An 18,186-nucleotide genomic window follows, 5' to 3' on the forward strand; every position below is an offset into this window, starting at 1 on the left:
ATTCTGGAGCGACCGGGAGTGACGGACATGCAACGGCGTAAATTTCTTCGGAATGCGGGCGTGGGGACGGCCGCAGTGGCGACGACGGGTCTGGTGGCAGCACCGGCCATCGCCCAGTCGGCGCCCGAGATCAACTGGCGCATGACGTCGAGCTTCCCCAAGTCGCTCGATACGCTCTATGGCGGCGCCGAGCGGATCGCCAAGATCGTGGCCGAGGCGACGGACAACAAGTTCCAGATCCGCACCTTCGCCGCGGGCGAGATCGTCCCTGGCCTGCAGGTCGTCGACGCCGTCCAGAACGGCACGGTCGAGATGGGCCACACCGCGTCGTACTACTTCTTCGGCAAGGACCCGACCTTCGCGCTGGGGACAGTGGTGCCGTTCGGCTTGAATACCCGGCAGATGAATGCCTGGGTGACCCAGGGCGGCGGTGAGCAGCTGCTCAACGACTTCTACAAGAACTACAACATCTACGGCATCGTCTGCGGCAACACGACGGCGCAGATGGGTGGCTGGTTCCGCAAGGAAATCAACACCGTCGAGGACCTGAAGGGCCTCAAGATGCGCATCGCCGGTCTCGCGGGCGACGTGATGTCGAAGCTGGGCGTGATCCCGCAGCAGCTCGCTGGCGGCGACATCTATCCGGCGCTGGAAAAGGGCACCGTCGACGCGGCCGAGTGGGTCGGCCCCTACGACGACCAGAAGCTGGGCTTCGCGAAAATCGCGCCGAATTATTATTATCCCGGCTGGTGGGAAGGGAACGCCGCGTTCCATGTCTTCATCGGACTGGATAAGTGGAACGCGCTGCCGAAGAACTATCAGGCCATCCTGCGGGCAGCCTGCGCCGATACCAACAACTGGACGGCTGCCAAGTACGACGCTGACAACCCGAAGGCTCTGCGCGTGCTGATCGCGAGCGGTGCCAAGCTGCTGCCGTTCTCGCAGCCGATCATGGAAGCGGCGTTCAAGGCCACCAACGAGGTCTATGCCGAGATCACGGCCAAGAACGCGAACTTCAAGAAGGTCTTCGACTCGATGATGGCCTTCCGCAAGGACGAGGTTCTGTGGTTCCGCGTGGCCGAGAACACCTTCGACAACTTCATGGCGCGCCAGTCGGCGGCCGGGAAGCTCTAGGACGGTACATTCCGTCCCGTTTCAAAAGCCCCGCTTCGGCGGGGCTTTTTCATTTGCGGGTGCCGGTAGCGGCAGCTTCTCAAGCCCTCAGCGCTGTGCCATAAGCGACGTCCGCATCGCAGAATGCGGATGCGTATAAGTAGAAAAAGTCTCTGGGAGAACGACCTTCATGCAACGTCGCAAATTCGTGCGCACGGCCGGCCTCGGCAGTGCGGCCGTCGCCGCGAGCGCAACCCTGGCTGCGCCGGCGATCGCCCAATCCATGCCTGAGCTCAAGTGGCGCCTGACATCGAGCTTCCCGAAGTCGCTCGACACGCTCTATGGCGGCTCCGAGCGTCTCTCCAGGATCGTGGCCGAGGCGACCGACAACAAGTTCCAGATCCGGGTTTTCTCGGCGGGCGAGATCGTGCCGGGCCTGCAGGTCGCCGACGCCATCCAGAACGGCACGGTCGAGATGGGGCACAACGCCTCGTACTACTATTTCGGCAAAGACCCGACGTTCGCACTCGGCACGGCCGTGCCGTTCGGCCTCAACACGCGCCAGATGGATGCCTGGCTCACCAACGGCGGCGGCGAGCAGCTGCTCAACGACTTCTACAAGGACTACAACATCTACGGCATCGCCTGCGGCAACACGGGCTGTCAGATGGGCGGCTGGTTCCGCAAGGAGATCAACACGCTCGACGACATGAAGGGCCTAAAGATGCGCATCGGCGGTTTCGCCGGCCAGGTCATGGCGAGGCTCGGCGTGATCCCGCAGCAGCTGGCCGGCGGCGACATCTATCCGGCCCTGGAGAAGGGCACGATCGATGCCGCCGAGTGGGTCGGCCCCTACGACGACCAGAAGCTGGGCTTCGCGAAAATTGCGCCGAATTATTACTATCCGGGCTGGTGGGAAGGCTGCGCCACGCTCCACACCTTCATCGGCCTGGACAAGTGGAACATGCTGCCGAAGCCGTACCAGGCGATCCTGCGCGCGGCTTGCGCCGATACCAATGCCTGGATGGTGGGCAAGTACGATGCCGACAACCCGAAGGCCTTGCGCGAACTGGTCGCGAGCGGCGTGAAGCTGTTGCCGTTCTCGGCGCCGATCATGGAAGCGTCGTTCAAGGCCGCGAACGACGTCTATGCCGAGACGATGGCCAGCAACGCCAGGTTCAAGAAGATCTACGAATCGATGGCGGCCTTCCGCAAGGAAGAGGTGCTGTGGTTCCGCGTGGCCGAGAATACCTTCGACACCTTCATGGCCCGCCAGTCGGCCGCCAACAAGATCTGAGGGTGTCAGCCTGCTTCGAAAAAGCCCCGCATCGCGGGGCTTTTTTATTTGCGCAGTGGCTATGCCGAGACTTTTCAAATCGAATTCCGCGTGTCAATGTCGCCGCAGTGAAAAGGGCCCATAAGCAAAGCCCGTTCGGGAGGAGAGACAATGCAGAGACGGCGTTTCATCAAGACAGGGGGAATCGGTGCGGCTGGCGTCGCCGCCACCACGGCGCTGGCGGCGCCGGCGATCGCGCAGGGCATGCCGGAGATCAAATGGCGCCTGACGTCGAGCTTCCCCAAGTCTCTGGACACGCTCTACGGCGGCTCGGAAGTGTTCTGCAAGGCCGTGGCCGAGATGTCGGACAACAAGTTCCAGATCCGTCCCTTCGCCGCCGGCGAGATCGTGCCGGGCCTGCAGGTCGCCGACGCGGTACAGAACGGCACGGTGGAATGCGGGCAGACCGCCGCCTACTACTTCTTCGGCAAGCATCCCAACTTCGTGTTCGAGACCGGCCTGCCGTTCACCATGAACCAGCGTCAATACTACGCCTGGCTGGGTGAGGGCGGCGGACACGATCTCATCAACGACTTCTACAAGGAGTACAATTTCCGCTCCTTCATCTTCGGCGGCACGGGCTGCCAGATGGGCGGCTGGTTCCGCAAGGAAATCAAGTCGATGGACGACATGAAGGGGCTGAAGTTCCGCGTCGGCGGCTTCGCCGGCCTGATCCTCCAGCGCCTCGGCGTGGTGCCGCAGCAGATTGCCGGCGGCGACATCTATCCGGCGCTGGAAAAGGGCACGATCGACGCCTGCGAATGGGTCGGTCCCTACGACGACGAGAAGCTCGGCTTCGCCAAGGTGGCCAAGTATTACTACTATCCGGGCTGGTGGGAGGGCACCTCCGTCGGCTCCCTCTACGTCAATAACGCCGCCTGGGAGAAGCTGCCCAAGAACTACCAGGCCATGATCGACACCGCGGCCGGCTTGGTGACCTCGTGGATGGTGCCGAAGTACGACGCCGTCAACCCGGCGGCCTTGCGGCGGCTGGTGGCGCAGGGCACGGAACTGCGGCCCTTCCCGCGGCCGGTGCTCGAGACCTGCTTCAACGAATGCTACAAGTTCTACGACGAACTGTCGGCCAAGGATCCGAAGTTCAAGAAGATCTATGACAGCCTCAAGGCCTTCCGCACCGACGAGAACCTGTGGTTCCGCGTCGCCGAGAACACCTTCGACAACTTCAATTTCGCGATGTCGGCCCAGGGACGCTGACGGCCGCTCCATCCTCGAGAAGAAAGCCCCGCTGGTGACAGCGGGGCTTTTCGTTTGCCTATTTGAAGACCGGCGGTGCGGCGTCGTCGCTGGGTGGCGCCTGGATATCGATCTTGACCTTGCTCGGATCGATGGTCGAGGGCGGCTCCAGGAAGTAGGTCACCGACTGCGGCAGCGCGATCACGATGATCACCATGATGAGCTGCAGCAGGACCCAGGGGATGGAGCCCCAGTAGATGTCGCTGCTCTTCACTTCCTTGGGCGCCACGCTGCGCAGATAGAACAGCGCGAAGCCGAAGGGCGGGTGCATGAACGACGTCTGCACGTTGACGCAGATCATGACGCCGAACCAGATCAGCGCCGCATCGTGACCGACCACCGGTTCGAGGATCTTCTGCGCCACCGGTGCCAGCATCGGGATGATGATGAAGGCGATCTCGAAGAAGTCGAGGAAGAAGGCGAGGAAGAAGACGAACAGGTTGACGACGACCAGGAAGCCCCAGACGCCGCCCGGCAGGCTCGACATCATGTGCTCGACCCAGCGGTTGCCGTCCACGCCCTGGAAGGTGATGGAGAAGCAGGTCGCGCCCACCAGGATGAAGGCCACCATGGCGGTGATGCGCATGGTCGCCTGGAAGGCCTGCACGATCAGCTCGCGCAGCTCCTTCACCTGCCAGGCCCGCCAGCACAGCCAGACGATGCCCGCGAACATGACCGTGAAGGCGGCCTGGAAGGCCAGCGACTTGAAGGCGACGAGGCCGATCAGGAAACCGACGATGGCTGCGGCGCAGCCGCCATAGAAGGCGATCTTGTCGAACCGCGTCAGCGGCGCGTTGCGCACCACCGCCAGCACGATCGCGCCGATCGTGCCCATGGCGCCCGCCTCGGTGGGCGTGGCAAGGCCCATCATGATGGTGCCGAGGACCAGGAAGATCAGCACCGCTGCCGGGATGATGCCCCAGGCGCACTTGATCAGCAGCGCCTTGCCGAACAGCGTGCGCGGCACCGGCGGCACCGCTTCCGGCTTCACGATCGAGAGATAGAACGTGTAGGCCGCGAACAGCACGATCTGCAGCAGCGACGGGCCCCAGGCACCGGCATACATGTCGCCGACCGAGCGGCCGAGCTGGTCGGCCAGCACGACCAGCACCAGCGACGGCGGCACCAGCTGGGTGATGGTGCCGGAGGCTGCCAGCACGCCGGTGGCGTAGCGCATGTCGTACTTGTAGCGCATCATGATCGGCAGGGTGATCAGCGCCATGGCGATGACCTGCGCCGCTACGGTGCCGGTAATGGCGCCGAGGATGAAGCCGACGATGATGGTCGAGTAACCCAGGCCGCCGCGGATGGGGCCGAACAGCTGTCCCATCGATTCCAGCATGTCCTCGGCCAGCCCGCATTTCTCCAGGATTGCGCCCATGAAGGTGAAGAACGGGATGGCGAGCAGCAGCTCGTTCGACAGGATCGAGCCGAACACGCGGCCGGGAATGGCCTGCATGAAGGGCAGGGTGAAGTACCCGAAATCGATCGACAGGAAGCCGAAGAAGAAGCCGACCGCCGCCAGCGAGAAGGCGACCGGGTAACCGATGATCATGAACACGACGAGGCCGCCGAACATCAGCGGCGGCATCCACTCGAGAGGAATGATCATTGCGTCGGCCTCTCGTAATGGGCTTCGAGGCTCTCGACGGGAATGCCGTTCAGGAAGGCCACGCGTTTGATGAGTTCGGAAAAGCCCTGGAGCGCCACCAGGAGGAAGCCTACAGGTAGCACCAGCTTGATCGGCCAGCGGACAAGGCCGCCGGCGTTCGAGGAGTGCTCGCTCACCGCGTAGGACTGCATGAAGAACGGCCAGCTCAGCCAGGCCAGGATCAGGCAGGTGGGCAGCAGGAAGACCAGGGTACCCAGGATGTCGATCCACAGCTGACCGCGGCGACCCAGCGTCATGTAGAACAGGTCGACCCGCACATGCTCGTTGCGCTTGAGCGTATAGGAGGCGCCGAACATGACGATGACGGCGAACATGTACCACTGCACCTCGAGCCAGGCGTTCGAACTCTGGTCGTAGGCATAGCGGACCATGGCGTTTCCGCCGCTGACCAGACAGGACAGCAGCACCAGCCAGTTACAGACGACCCCGATCTTTTCGTTGATTGCGTCGATAACTGCGCTGAACTTCAATAAGACGCGCATTCATCTCCCCGAGGACATTATTCGTTGTTTTGAGCCCAATTTGCTTGGGCCACGCTTCATAACGTGCCGTTTCCGACGATGCTAGCCTCTCGCAAGCTTGTGAGGGCGGCGGGGGTGCGTCAAGTCGCTCCACCGCGCGGAATTTGCCTACGCGTTAGGCAATTCGGTCCAGCCCTCCGGGCCGAAATACTCCAGCGGCCGGAAGGCGCGCTTGTAGGCCATCTTGTTCGAATCGGCGATCCAGTAACCCAGATAGACGTAGGGCAGCCCGCGCCGCGCCGCCGCCTCGGCCAGCCACAGGATCATGTAGGTGCCGAGGCCCCGCTTCGGATCCTGGGGATCGAAATAGCTGTACACCGCCGACACGCCGCTCGACAGCCAGTCCACCAGGCAGCCGCCCACCAGCCGGCCGTCCGCGGAATGGTCGCGGAACTCCACGATCGCCGTATCGACCGGACTTTCCTCGACCATGGCCCGGTAGTCGTCGAAATCCATGTCGGCCATGTCGCCATCGCGATGCCGGGCCATCACGTAACGGGAGAAGAGGGCGTACTGCTCGCCCGTCGCCAGCGCCTGTGTCTCCGCCGCATGGATATGCTCGTTGCGGCGCCAGGTCCGGCGCTGGGCCTTGGTCGGCTCGAAGTCGCGGACGCGGATGCGCACAGGCACGCAGGAGCGGCAGCCGTCGCACAGCGGCTTGTAGACGAAGTGATGCGACCGGCGGAACCCGGCATCGGTCAGCGTATCGTGCTGGGAAATCGCATCCGGCCCGCTGAGCTCGGTGACCAGCTTGGTTTCCAGACGGTGCGGCAGATACGGACACCGCATCGCGGGTGTCGTTCGGAAGAAGCGCAGGGTCTGGATGTTCTGACGGATGAACATGACTACCGAACGGAGTGTAGCGCGAATGGCCGCGAAGGAAAGCAGCCGTTGGTCTAAGGTTGCGCAAAAAAGCGTTGCGCGCAGCGGCTCCAGCGTGTTGTCCGCCGCACGCTTGCCTTAAAGGGCGCGGCGCGCCTTGAAGGCCGTGGCCAGCGTGCCCTCGTCCAGCCAGTCGAGTTCGCCGCCGACCGGCACGCCATGTGCCAGTCGCGTCAGCGGCACCTTGGTGTCGGCGAGGCGGTCGGCGAGGTAGTGGGCCGTGGTCTGACCGTCGACCGTGGCGTTGGTGGCGACGATGATTTCCCGCACGTCGCCTTCCTGGACGCGCCGCAGCAGGCTTCCGATGTTGAGCTCGTCTGGCCCGATCCCGTCCAGCGCCGACAGGCTGCCGCCCAGCACGTGATAGCGGCCGTTGAATACCTTGCCGCGCTCCATGGCCCACAGGTCGCCGATATCCTCGACGATGCAGATCAGGCCGGTATCGCGCCGCGGATCGGCACAGATGGAGCAGGGATCGACGGTATCGAGGTTGCCGCAGATCGAACAGGGGCGGATCGCCCGTGCCGCGTCCGCCAGCGCCGCGCTCAGCGGCTGCATCAGCACCTCGCGCTTCTTGAGCAGATGCAGCGCCACGCGCCGCGCCGATCGCGGCCCCAATCCCGGCAATCGCCCCAGGAGCTGGATCAGCCGCTCGATCTCGGGGCCATTCATGCGGATACCCTGCCGGTGTCGCCGTCCCTAAAGCTTGAACCCCGGAGGCAGGGGCAGGCCGCCGGTGATGGAGCGCATCTGCTCCTGCACGGTCTGCTCGACCTTGCCACGCGCATCGTTGGCGGCGGCGACGATCAGATCCTCGACCACGCCCTTCTCCTCCGGCTTGAACAGCGAGGCATCGATCTCGACCCGGCGGGTCTCGTTCTTGCCGTTGACGGTGACCTTGACCAGGCCGGCGCCCGAGGAGCCGACGACCTCTAGGCGCTCGAGCTGCGCCTGCAATTCCTGCACCTTCTGCTGCATCTGCTGGGCCTGCTGCATCAGGCCACCCAGATCCTTGAGCTTGTCGAACATCAGTACTCGCTTTCCGGAATGTCGTCGTCGGCGGGGTAGTCGTCGGCCGGCGGCGGTTCCTCGTCGGAGGAGATAGGGGCGTCGAGCCCGGCCAGCAACGACGTCTCGTCGCCCTTGCGGCGGACGGCATCGAGCTTGGCGCCGGGAAATGTCTTCAGGATCGCCTGGACCGTCGGATGGTTCTCGGCCTGGGTACGCAGTTCGTCGCCCTTGAGCGCCTTCTGCGCCGACAGGGTCGGCTTGCCCTCGTCGCGCGAGATCGAGGCGATCCAGCGCCGGCCGGTGAGGGTGCTGAGCGATTCCGAGAGCTTGGCGGCGAGATCCTTGGGCGCCTGCGGTTCGGGGCGGAACTCGATCAGGCCGGGTTCGCAGCGTACCTCGTGCACGTGATGCATGAGGTGGTGGACCAGCCGCGCCTCGCGCTTGCTCTCGAGCAGCGCCACCACGTCGGTGAAGGTACGAGGTGACGGCGCGGCCGGGGCCGGTTGCGGCGCGACCGCGGTCGCCGGCTGGGCGGCAAGACGCGCCGTGGCAGCACCTCCGCCACCGCCGCCGGGACGAGACGGCGCGCCACTGCCGTTGCCGACCGGCGCGGCGGCGGGCGCGGCACCGGATTGCAGGGCCTTGATGGCATCGGACGGTGACGGCAGGTCGGCCACGTAGCATAGCCGGATCAGCGCCATCTCGGCCGCACGGACAGGGGAAGGCGCGGCCAGGGTTTCCTGCAGGCCCTTCATCAGCAGGGTCCAGGCCCGCGTTAGCGATGCCATCGACAGTTTCTGCGCCATGGCGAGCCCCTGGGCGCGCTCGCTGTCGGCAGTGTTGGCGCCGGCCTCGGGCGCCACCTTGAGGCGCGTCACCCAGTGGGTGAGTTCCAGCAGGTCCTGCAGGACCACGACCGGATCGGCGCCCGAATCGTGCATCTCGCCCAGGGCGGCTACCACCGAGGCGGCATCGCCACGCATGGTCTTTTCGAACAGGTCGAGCACGCGGCCGCGGTCAGCCAGCCCCAGCATGTCGCGTACCTGCGCCGCATCCACCACGCCGCCGCCATGGGCGATCGCCTGGTCGAGCATGGACAGACCGTCGCGCACCGAGCCGTCGGCCGCCCGGGCGAGAAGGGCCAGCGCCTCGGGCGAGATCTCGACCTTCTCCGCCTCGGCGATCTTGCCGAAATGGGCGACCAGCGTCTCCTGCGGCACGCGCTTGAGGTCGAAGCGCTGGCAGCGCGACAGCACCGTCACCGGAACCTTGCGGATCTCGGTGGTCGCGAACAGGAACTTCACATGCGGCGGCGGCTCTTCCAGCGTCTTGAGCAGGGCGTTGAAGGCCTTCTCCGACAGCATGTGCACTTCGTCGATGATGTAGACCTTGTAGCGCGCCGAAACCGGGCGGTAGCGCACGCCCTCGATCAGTTCGCGCACGTCGTCGATGCCGGTGCGCGAGGCCGCGTCCATCTCGATCACGTCGACATGGCGGTCCTCGGTGATGGCCTTGCAGTTGTCGCAGACGCCGCAGGGATCGACGGTCGGGCCGCCCTTGCCGTCGGCGCCGATGCAATTCAAGGCGCGGGCGATGATGCGGGCGGTGGTGGTCTTGCCGACGCCGCGCACGCCGGTGAGCATGAAGGCGTGGGCGATGCGGCCGGTGGCGATGGCGTTGCGCAGGGTGCGCACCATGGCTTCCTGGCCGACCAGGGTGGTGAAGTCGACGGGGCGGTATTTGCGGGCGAGAACGCGGTAGGGAAGGGCCTGCGCGGCGGCGCTCTTCGCATCCGCCTTGTCGCCTGTACTGGTGGTGGCTTCCGCCATGGCGATCGTCCGCCCGATACGCCGTGGCCCCTTAACGCCCGGCGGTCGTCGCGCCCGGCGGCCCGTCCATCGCGACGGCTCGCGCGAGGCTCGGGTGAGGGACCGGCATGACCCGAAGCGAATTCGTTACGGCTGCTTCCTTCCGGATCTGACCGGGTTGGCGACGGCCTCGCCCACACCGGCCCCTCGAGGGCGTTATATCAGGACTCGGGGCGCCTGGCGCAAGGGTTAGATCGGGCCCGATTCGGGACGAATTTGCCGCCTTGTCCCCAGCGGCGGGCTCGGAATCCGCTATGGTTCCTCGTCAGTCCCATAGGGCAGTCGCAAGGGGAGCGCAGGATGGTTGCCTATCTCATCGTGCAGGGATCGATCACCGACGAAGTGCAGTACCAGAAGTACCGTGAGGCGGTCGTGCCTCTCATCACCAAGAACGGCGGCCGGTTCCTGGTCCGCGGCGGCAAGGTCGAGGTCCTCGAGGGCGCGCCCGACGACCGCCGGCCGGTGATCTTCGAGTTCCCCTCGATGGCGGCGTTGCACGCCTTCTGGGACTCGCCCGATTACCTGCCGGTGAAAAAGCTGCGCGAGCATGCCGCGAGCTTCAATGTCTGGGCGGTCGAGGGCGTCTGAATCCGGGGCAATCGGTGCCATAATGGATCAGCGCCGCTCGCGCGGTTCCTGGAAACGGTTCCCGCGCTGATCGTGCCACTGCCGTGCATCGCTGCATTATGGCTCACCGGAGCAATATCAAGCCCTCACGTCGAGCGCGAGTACGGCGAAAGTTGCGAGCCAGTGTTCGCCCGCGTAGTCGCCCACGATATGCGGCAGGCCCTCCTTTAGGTGGCGGTCCGCAGCTTCCTCCGCGATGCTTCGGCGTGGATCGGTCAGCGACAGTTCGAGCGCAATCGACCGCCAGCACCAGGCGCGGCTCAGATTCAAGCCATCGAGATGCGCGATCTTGCCGTCAGTGCGGTCGCTGACCGTTGCTGGCCGAAACAGCGTCGCTGGTTCGCCCTCCGCGATGTGGGGGAGAAAGCGATTGAACCACGGAAGGAATTCGTCTGCGGACAAAAGGCGTCGCATGCACTCGGCTTCGATCAGCGCCGAGGATTGAAAGTCGTCTAGACTCGGTTCACCCCAAGCTGGGCAATCCGCATCCGCGCCATACCAACGACGAGCGGTGTCCAGCAATAGCGCGCCCAACCCACGATCTTGGGCGACGTCGGCATAATCGGCCGCCATACGCAAAGAGAAGGCCGTATTGAAATGTGTTCCGACGCGGATGGGATAGGTGGCCAGCGGTAGAAAATCTCGCAGAAGCTGTACGATAGTGTCTGTCAATGGCGCGAGATTGCGCGCCCAAGGATTGCGATGATGGCCACTCAGTTCAGCTGCCAACTTGAGCAGCCATGCCCAACCATAAGGACGTTTGAATTTACGTGTAGTAGGTGTGGCGAAATAGGCGCTCTCCTTGGCAACCTTCCCCGGGACGAACTGTGAATCGAATAAGATGCGGATGTCTGCGCCAGGCGCGAAGTCGGGAAAACGACGTAGCAAATAGGACAACAGCCAATAGTTGTGTACGCAGGAGTGCCAATCGTAGCTGCCATAGAAGACCGGATGTAGATCACCGGGCGTGCGAGCGTCCGCCGCTCCGGCAAGAGCGTGGTCGAGATTGTTTGGATACTCGCGCCTGACGTTACGAAGCGCGATCCGAGCGAACTGCTCAGCCAATTCTTGCGTGAGGGTGTGCGACATACGGAGATCATCCTTTCTGGTGAAGCGGCGCAATGAGATGCTTGGGAGCAAGAACAAGTGGCAGTGCGGCCATGAGCGCTGCCACGGCGCCGAGGGCAAACGGACCGGCATTCGAGGTTCCGGCGACCAGTCCGCCGAGCGGACCGCCAGCGGCAAGCCCCAGGTCCCATCCGGATGTGACGGCGCCCAAGGCGGCACTGCGTTCGCGTGGATCAGCCGCTTCCGTCACGAGACTCGCCAAGCACGGATACAACATGGAAAGTCCCGCACCAGCCAAAGCCGTACAGGCGAATGCAGACCACGCCGTTTCCGCGAAATACAGGCCGCCGAGTCCGGCGGCTTCGACAAGGAAAACGACCAGGATCACGCGGCGCGGCCCGAAGCGATCGACCGATGCGCTGCCAACGAACCGCGTGACCATGAAGGTAATGCCGAAGATGGCGAGCGCGAGATCCTGCCCCATCAGGTGGAGAACCGCGAAGCGAGGAACGAGGAAGGCCGCGACGACCCCATAGCCCATGCTGGCGAAGACATTTGAAGCGCCGGGTATCCACGCCGCCCTTGGCAGCAACGCGCGACGAATGTTGGAGCTCGTGGGCGGAGCTGAGGCTGAACGCCGCGTCTGCGCGATCAGCATCCAGGCAATTATTGGGAATGCGCTCGCGGCAATCCATACGCTGCGATAGGTACCAATCGCCAATATGGCTGCTCCGAGCACTGGTCCGGCAGCAAGCCCGGTCCACATCGACAAGCCAAAATGTCCGACTACCCTTCCACGCTGGGAAGGTTCTGCCTGCTGCAGAACCCAACCGATGGACGCCGTGAAGAGCGCACCTTCGCCCGCTCCCAGGGCGAGGCGAGCGGCAATCAATACCGGCAGTGTGGTTGCTATTAGATGTCCCAGCCCACCAAGCATGCCGAGGATTGACCCCGCCATGACTACGCCTCGCCCACCGTGCCGATCCGCCAAGCGACCGGCGAGCGGACGAGTGAGCATGGTGGCGAAGGAGCCGATCGTCACCGCCATGCCGGCGGCGACGTCACCGGCTCCCAGGCGGTCATGGGCATAGGAGGGCATGACCTGAATCGTCATGCCGATCGCCGCATAGCCGAGGAAGCAAGCGGCCCACAGGGACCGGTAGGGAGTCGCCTGATCGACTGTTGCGCTCGTGAGATTAATTTCGGCACCCATAAATCATCGGAATCGCGTCTCGCTGGGTGGCAATACGCGGATTCGGTGATATGACTCAATTCAGTAATTATTATTTAGAATATGCGAGTGTCGCATGAACATGCGGGATCTCGAGGCCTTCCTCGCCGTCGTTGAAACTGGCTCCATCGTCGGGGCGTCCGCGCGACTCCACCTGACGCAGCCTGGCGTGAGCCGCCGCATTCAAACCTTGGAGGGATTGCTGGGCGTCGCCTTGCTCGATCGCCAGTCGAAGCCGCTCAAACCGACGGCAGCCGGGCGAGAAGCTTACGAACACGGGCGGCGCATGTTGCGTGCGCTCGACGATCTCAGGACCGGACTATCGCCCGATGGAGCCGTCCGCGGAGAATTTCGGCTGGGTATCACGCCCTATCTGTCGGAGGTCGCAATGACGGCGCCGCTCGATCGGCTTCGTGGTGCCTTCCCCGACCTCACTCTGTGCATCACGACGGGGTGGCCAGAACAGCTCCTGGAGCAGCTACGTCGCGGCGAAATCGACGTAGCAGCATTCTGCCTCCCAAGTGAGCTTGATCCACCCCACGGAGTCGAAGGCTACTCATTCGATCTTCAGCCGCTCTTCGTCGTGGCTGCGCGGACATCTGCTTTGATGTCTCCCGCGACACTGAAAGACCTCTCGCGCCTGCCCTGGATCATCAACCAGGATGGGTGTGGCTTTCGCAGCGCCCTTCGCCGTCGTTTCGAGCAGGAGCATCTGCCTTTGCGCGTGGGCGTCGAAGCACTCAGTTCAGACCTCCGACTTTCCCTTGTTGCACGTGGGGTCGGTATTACGTTGGCAACCGAGGCGGCGATTGAAGGTAGTCCTCTGCATAAGAAGCTCAAAATCGTTAACGTGTGCGACTTCAAGCCAAAGGTCAGGGTGTGGCTCGTTCACCGCTCCCCTGCTGGGCGGCTCATGAAGCCGATAGGATGTCTCGGTGATGCCCTGAAGGCCGAGCTTGAGACGCCGCATTCCGAACCGACTACGAAGGGACCAGCGCCATCTATCAAGTCCCGTCGCTCTTGACCTCGAATCGTCGCCGACAAGCCAATTCGAGGCTGTGCTCAAGCTCGACTCTGATGCGCGAAGTAATGCATGCCGCCGTCGACGTCGCGCGACAGCCCCTTGGCGGTCATGGCGCGAAAGGCGACGCAAGGAAGATTATCTCGTGGCCGCGCGAGCTCTTCCCGCGTGTGTCGGAAGCGACGGCATCACAGGTGATGCACTGGCCCATTGACTTGGGAGCCGGTGCCGGGACATTTTGCATAAGCGACAAGACTGAAGCTCAACAGCGGCCTCGGTTGCTGCCGGACGTGCTGCAGAAAGACCATGCGGATATCGGTGTCTTGGCTTCCTGCCTGCGCCGGCCTTCGCTTCTTGACGACCCTTGCCTAATTCCGACCGCCGTCTCCCGGCGGTTTTTACAACCGCCTTCGCGATCGAGACCCGATGCCGGCGCGATGGCTCGTGCAATCGATATCCACTGACCAAGCGGTGCCGGAGTTTCCATGGCGACACTGAAGATCAACGGCGAGACGAAAGACTTCGACGCTCCCGACGACATGCCGCTACTCTGGGTGCTGCGCGATGTGCTGGGCATGACTGGCACCAAGTATGGATGCGGCATCGCGCAGTGCGGGGCCTGCACGGTCCATCTCGACGGCCAGCCGGTGCGCTCCTGCCTGCTTCCCGTCGGCGAAGTGCGGGACCGCGCCATCACCACCATCGAAGGCGTTGGTGCCACGGCGGCCGGCGCGAAGGTGCAGAAAGCCTGGCTCGATCTCGAAGTCATCCAATGCGGCTATTGCCAGTCGGGGCAGATCATGTCGGCGGCGGCGCTCCTGGCGGCCACGCCGAATCCCGACGATGCCGATATCGATGCCGCCATGGCAGGGAACATCTGTCGCTGCGGAACCTATGTCCGCATCCGCGCCGCGATCAAGCGCGCCGCCTCCGAAGCCTGACCGGGAGGGCACGCCATGTCGTTCACGCACCAGTCACCGCTCGTCTCGTCGCGTCGCAAGCTGCTGGGAGCCGGCATCGCCGGCGGACTGCTGTTCGCCTTCCACCTTCCGGTTCGCGGGCAGGACAAGCCTCTGAAAGTGTCCGACGTGTCGACGGGCCCGTTTGCCCCCAACGCCTTTATCCGCATCGATGTCACGGGCAAGACCACGCTCGTCATGCCGCAGGTGGAGATGGGGCAGGGCATCTATACCGCCATCGCGATGATCCTCGCCGAGGAGCTCGACGCCGATTACACCACGGTCGCACTGGAGGCGGCGCCGCCCAGCGACAAGCTTTACGGCAACCCCGCCTTCGGCATCCAGGCGACCGGGAACTCCAACTCCGTCCGTGCCTTCTGGATGCCGCTGCGCAAGGCCGGTGCCAGCGCGCGCGCCATGCTGATCCAGGCGGCGGCGGTGCAATGGAAGGTCGAGCCATCGGCGTGCAGCGCGGCCAGCGGTGAAGTGATCCACGCAGCGAGCGGCCGCCGGCTGTCCTATGGCGCCCTCGCCGAGGCGGCGGGCCGGCAGACGCCGCCGGCCGACGTGCCGCTCAAGGACCCCAAGGACTTCACCTTGATTGGCAAGCCGCTGAAGCGCTTCGACACGCCCGCGAAGACCGACGGCAAGGCCATCTATGGCATCGACGTCATGCTGCCCGGCATGAAGTTCGCGACCGTGGCGTCCTGCTCCGTCTTCGGTGGCAAGGTCGGCAAGGTCGACGATACCGCGGCGAAGAAGGTGCCAGGCGTGCGCCAGGTGGTGGTGCTAGACGATCTGGTCGCGGTGGTGGGCGATCACATGTGGGCGGCCCGCAAGGGGCTGGAGGCCCTGAACATCACCTGGGACGAGGGCGCCAACGCGGGCGTCAACTCGGCGGCGATCTGGGACGCGTTGCGCAAGGCCAGCGCCGGAGATGGCGTGGTGGCCAAGTCCACCGGTGATGTCGCCAAGGCGCTGGCCGGCGGCGACACGATCGAGGCGGCCTATGAGCTGCCGTTCCTCGCCCATGCGATGATGGAGCCGCTGAACTGCACGGTCCGCCTCACTCCCGACGCGTGCGAGATCTGGATCGGCACGCAGGTGATGACGCGGGTGCAGTCGGAAGCGGCGAAGGCGGCTGGTCTTCCGCTGGAGAAGGTGACCGTGAACAATCATCTGCTGGGCGGCGGCTTCGGTCGTCGACTCGAGGCGGACATGGTGGCGGCGGCAGTCCGCATCGCGCGCCAGGTCGATACGCCGTTGAAGGTCGTGTGGACCCGTGAGGAGGACACGCAGCACGACGTCTATCGTCCGGCCTATCGCGACACGATCTCCGCCAGCCTGCTGAATGGCAGGATCGCGGCCTGGAAGTACAAGGTGACCGGTTCGTCGGTCCTGGCGCGCTGGTTTCCGCCTGCGTTCCAGAAGGGCATCGACATCGATGCCGTCGATTGCGCCGTCGACATGCCCTACGACATCCCGAACTTCCACGTCGAGTATGTGCGTGCCGAGCCGCCCGTACCGACCGGGTTCTGGCGTGGTGTCGGCCCCAACAACAATGTCTTCGCCATCGAATGCTTCATGGACGAGCTGGCGCGCAAGGCCGGCAAGGATCCGATCGCCTTCCGCCGCGACATGCTCGGCAAGCAGCCTCGCCTGCAGGCCGCGCTCGATCTCGTCGCCCGGAAGTCGAACTGGAGTGACACGCTGCCGGCCCGCGCCGGCCGCGGCGTCAGCGTGCAGCCGGCGTTCGGCAGCTTCATCGCCACGGTGGTGGAGGCGGAAGTCGATGAGAGGGGCGAGGTTCGGCTGCGGCGCGTCACCTCGGCCGTCGATACCGGCATTGCGGTCAATCCCGACACCATCGTCGCGCAGTTGCAGGGCGGACTGATCTTCGGTCTGACAGCGGCGCTCTACGGCGAGATCACCATCGCCAACGGCCGCGTCGAGCAATCCAACTTCAACGACTATCGCATGCTGCGCATCGACGAGGTGCCGCCGATCGAGGTTCACGTGATCAAGAGCGGCGAGGCGCCTGGAGGCATCGGCGAGACGGGTGTGACGGCCGGACCGCCGGCGCTGCGTAACGCGATCTATGCCGCGACCGGTGTCGCGTTGCGCCGCCTGCCCATCGATAAGGAGGCTATCGCCGTGCGGAGCAAGACATGAGCCGGAAATCCCGCCGCATTCTCCTCGGCCTTGCCGGCGTCGCGGTCATTGTCGTGGTGGCCGGTATCCTCATCTTGCGCGGCCCCGGGCCAATGACTTTCGCCGCTGGCGCGAAGGTGGCGCTTGCGGATTATCGCGCCGCCGACCCGACCGGGGTTCCGCCGGCGCTCGCCAAGGCGAGCCTGGTCGAGCGCGGTGAATATCTTGCGCGCGCCGCCGACTGCATGGTCTGCCACACCGCGCCCGGCGGAAAGGAATATGCCGGGGGCTTCGCGTTCAAGCTGCCGTTCGGAACGCTCTATTCGACCAACATCACGCCGGACCGGGAAACCGGCATCGGCGACTACACCGACCAGCAGTTCCTCGATGCCCTGCATCGCGGCGTGCGGCGGGACGGCGCGCGGCTTTATCCGGCGATGCCGTTTACCTCCTACACCTACATCACCGACGCCGATGCGCTGGCGATCAAGGCCTACCTTTTCAGTCTGCCGCCGGTCCGCGCGACACCGCCCCGAAACACGCTCGCCTTTCCGTTCGACCAGCGCTGGGCCATGACGTTCTGGTCGGTGCTGTTCAATTCCGATGAACGCTTCAGGCCCGATCCGGCGCAGAGTCCGGAATGGAATCGCGGCGCTTATCTGGCCGAGGCGCTGGCCCATTGCGGCGAATGCCACACGCCGCGCAACCCGGCCTTCGCGCTCGACAACTACGACAAGTTCGCCGGCGCCGTGACCGCAGGCTGGCGCGCCTACAACATCACGTCGGACAAGGCCACCGGCGTCGGCGCGTGGTCCGACGACGACCTCGTCTCCTATCTGACCCGTGGTCATGCGCCCGGCCACGGCACCGCCTCGGGGCCGATGGGCGAGGCGGTCGATCACAGCCTCGGCCGCCTGGTGCCGGAGGATATCCGGGCCCTGGTCGTCTATCTGCGCAGCGTGCCGCCGGTCGCCTCGCCGGACCTGCCGGCAACGCTCGCCCCGCCGGCGCCGGCTTCCTATCGGCAGGGGGGCAACCTCGCCGACATACGCGGCCGCCGCGTCTTCGAGGGAGCTTGTGCCAGTTGCCACAGCTGGACCGGACAGAGCCCGCTGACGCCGTTCGCGACGCTCACTGGCGCGCGCGCCGGCAACGATTCGTCCGCCATCAACGTGGCGCAGATCGTGATCTCCGGCACGCGCCGGCATACACCGGCCGATGCGCTCTCGATGCCGGCGTTCGGCAACATCTACTCCGACGTCGAGATCGCCGCCGTCGCCAACTATGTGACGGCGCGCTTCGGCAGCAAAGGCTCGGCCATCACCGCCGACGATGTTGCGGCCCTGCGGAAGCAGGGATCTCAATAGGGGAGATCTCTCCTCCATCGCGGTGGCCGGCGCGACTCTCGACCTCGCCTTCGTGCCCGGCCGGCGCAGGACGGTGAAGTGGAGCGCGAAAGCCTCGTTCCAGCC

General features: G+C 64.6%; 16 protein-coding genes and 1 other RNA gene. 8 read left to right on the forward strand and 9 right to left on the reverse strand.

All coding sequences use genetic code 11. The features are described 5' to 3' along the window. Positions 1–27 precede the first annotated feature (27 nt). The 3 genes from B5D62_RS02940 to B5D62_RS02950 all read left to right on the forward strand — a co-directional run bounded on the left by B5D62_RS02940 (position 28) and on the right by B5D62_RS02950 (position 3,664). Positions 28–1,134 carry a TRAP transporter substrate-binding protein gene (locus B5D62_RS02940; protein ID WP_085932314.1) on the forward strand — a complete coding sequence of 369 codons (1,107 nt, stop codon included), beginning with the start codon at positions 28–30 and terminating at the stop codon, positions 1,132–1,134. Between the two features lie 169 nt (positions 1,135–1,303). Next, positions 1,304–2,410: a TRAP transporter substrate-binding protein gene (locus B5D62_RS02945; protein WP_085932315.1), complete on the forward strand. Its 1,107-nt coding sequence runs from the start codon at positions 1,304–1,306 to the stop codon at positions 2,408–2,410. A 150-nt stretch (positions 2,411–2,560) separates the two neighbouring features. Beyond that, complete coding sequence (locus B5D62_RS02950) at positions 2,561–3,664, forward strand: TRAP transporter substrate-binding protein (protein WP_085932316.1); 1,104 nt, start codon at positions 2,561–2,563, stop codon at positions 3,662–3,664. A gap of 58 nt (positions 3,665–3,722) precedes the next feature. On the opposite strand, the gene B5D62_RS02955 is transcribed toward B5D62_RS02950, so the two are convergent. The 7 genes from B5D62_RS02955 to ffs form a co-directional block, all read right to left on the reverse strand. Further along, entirely contained in the window at positions 3,723–5,312 is a 1,590-nt protein-coding gene (locus B5D62_RS02955; protein WP_085933495.1) for a TRAP transporter large permease, read from the reverse strand. Beyond that, on the reverse strand, positions 5,312–5,857 hold the full coding sequence (locus B5D62_RS02960; RefSeq protein WP_085932317.1) for a TRAP transporter small permease subunit: 546 nt from the start codon (positions 5,855–5,857) through the stop codon (positions 5,312–5,314). The genes B5D62_RS02955 and B5D62_RS02960 overlap by 1 nt, the downstream gene beginning before the upstream one ends. A 147-nt stretch (positions 5,858–6,004) precedes the next feature. Then, positions 6,005–6,739: an arginyltransferase gene (locus tag B5D62_RS02965; protein ID WP_085932318.1), complete on the reverse strand. Its 735-nt coding sequence runs from the start codon at positions 6,737–6,739 to the stop codon at positions 6,005–6,007. Positions 6,740–6,856: 117 nt separating this feature from the next. Continuing rightward, the gene (gene recR / locus B5D62_RS02970; protein WP_085932319.1) at positions 6,857–7,450 is read right to left on the reverse strand and encodes a recombination mediator RecR; all 594 of its coding nucleotides are present in this window, start codon (positions 7,448–7,450) and stop codon (positions 6,857–6,859) included. A gap of 27 nt (positions 7,451–7,477) precedes the next feature. Beyond that, on the reverse strand, positions 7,478–7,807 hold the full coding sequence (locus B5D62_RS02975; protein ID WP_085932320.1) for a YbaB/EbfC family nucleoid-associated protein: 330 nt from the start codon (positions 7,805–7,807) through the stop codon (positions 7,478–7,480). Beyond that, positions 7,807–9,618 (reverse strand): DNA polymerase III subunit gamma/tau, encoded by a 1,812-nt coding sequence (locus tag B5D62_RS02980; protein WP_085932321.1) that lies wholly within the window; start codon positions 9,616–9,618, stop codon positions 7,807–7,809. Before B5D62_RS02980 ends, B5D62_RS02975 begins: the two co-directional genes overlap by 1 nt. A gap of 93 nt (positions 9,619–9,711) precedes the next feature. Then, positions 9,712–9,806, reverse strand: an RNA gene (ffs, locus tag B5D62_RS02985) — signal recognition particle sRNA small type. A 151-nt stretch (positions 9,807–9,957) separates the two neighbouring features. On the opposite strand from ffs, the gene B5D62_RS02990 reads away from it, so the two are divergent. After that, entirely contained in the window at positions 9,958–10,245 is a 288-nt protein-coding gene (locus B5D62_RS02990) for a DUF1330 domain-containing protein (RefSeq protein WP_085932322.1), read from the forward strand. A 117-nt stretch (positions 10,246–10,362) separates the two neighbouring features. Here B5D62_RS02990 and B5D62_RS02995 read toward each other — a convergent pair whose 3' ends face one another. Beyond that, a complete protein-coding gene (locus tag B5D62_RS02995) occupies positions 10,363–11,373 on the reverse strand; it encodes a DUF2891 domain-containing protein (RefSeq protein ID WP_085932323.1) in 1,011 nt (336 codons plus the stop codon). A gap of 7 nt (positions 11,374–11,380) precedes the next feature. Next, on the reverse strand, positions 11,381–12,565 hold the full coding sequence (locus B5D62_RS03000) for an MFS transporter (protein WP_085932324.1): 1,185 nt from the start codon (positions 12,563–12,565) through the stop codon (positions 11,381–11,383). A 94-nt stretch (positions 12,566–12,659) separates the two neighbouring features. On the opposite strand from B5D62_RS03000, the gene B5D62_RS03005 reads away from it, so the two are divergent. The 4 genes from B5D62_RS03005 to B5D62_RS03020 all read left to right on the forward strand — a co-directional run bounded on the left by B5D62_RS03005 (position 12,660) and on the right by B5D62_RS03020 (position 18,081). Continuing rightward, a complete protein-coding gene (locus B5D62_RS03005; RefSeq protein ID WP_085932325.1) occupies positions 12,660–13,607 on the forward strand; it encodes a LysR family transcriptional regulator in 948 nt (315 codons plus the stop codon). A gap of 482 nt (positions 13,608–14,089) precedes the next feature. Next, positions 14,090–14,545 carry a (2Fe-2S)-binding protein gene (locus B5D62_RS03010; RefSeq protein ID WP_085932326.1) on the forward strand — a complete coding sequence of 152 codons (456 nt, stop codon included), beginning with the start codon at positions 14,090–14,092 and terminating at the stop codon, positions 14,543–14,545. A 15-nt stretch (positions 14,546–14,560) separates the two neighbouring features. Further along, positions 14,561–16,735, forward strand: a complete 2,175-nt coding sequence (locus tag B5D62_RS03015) for a xanthine dehydrogenase family protein molybdopterin-binding subunit (protein ID WP_085932327.1) — start codon at positions 14,561–14,563, stop codon at positions 16,733–16,735. Further along, complete coding sequence (locus B5D62_RS03020) at positions 16,732–18,081, forward strand: c-type cytochrome (protein ID WP_085932328.1); 1,350 nt, start codon at positions 16,732–16,734, stop codon at positions 18,079–18,081. Before B5D62_RS03015 ends, B5D62_RS03020 begins: the two co-directional genes overlap by 4 nt. Positions 18,082–18,186: the final 105 nt, after the last annotated feature.

Origin of the sequence: Enhydrobacter aerosaccus (genome assembly GCF_900167455.1) — a bacterium.
GTDB lineage: Bacteria > Pseudomonadota > Alphaproteobacteria > Reyranellales > Reyranellaceae > Reyranella > Reyranella aerosaccus.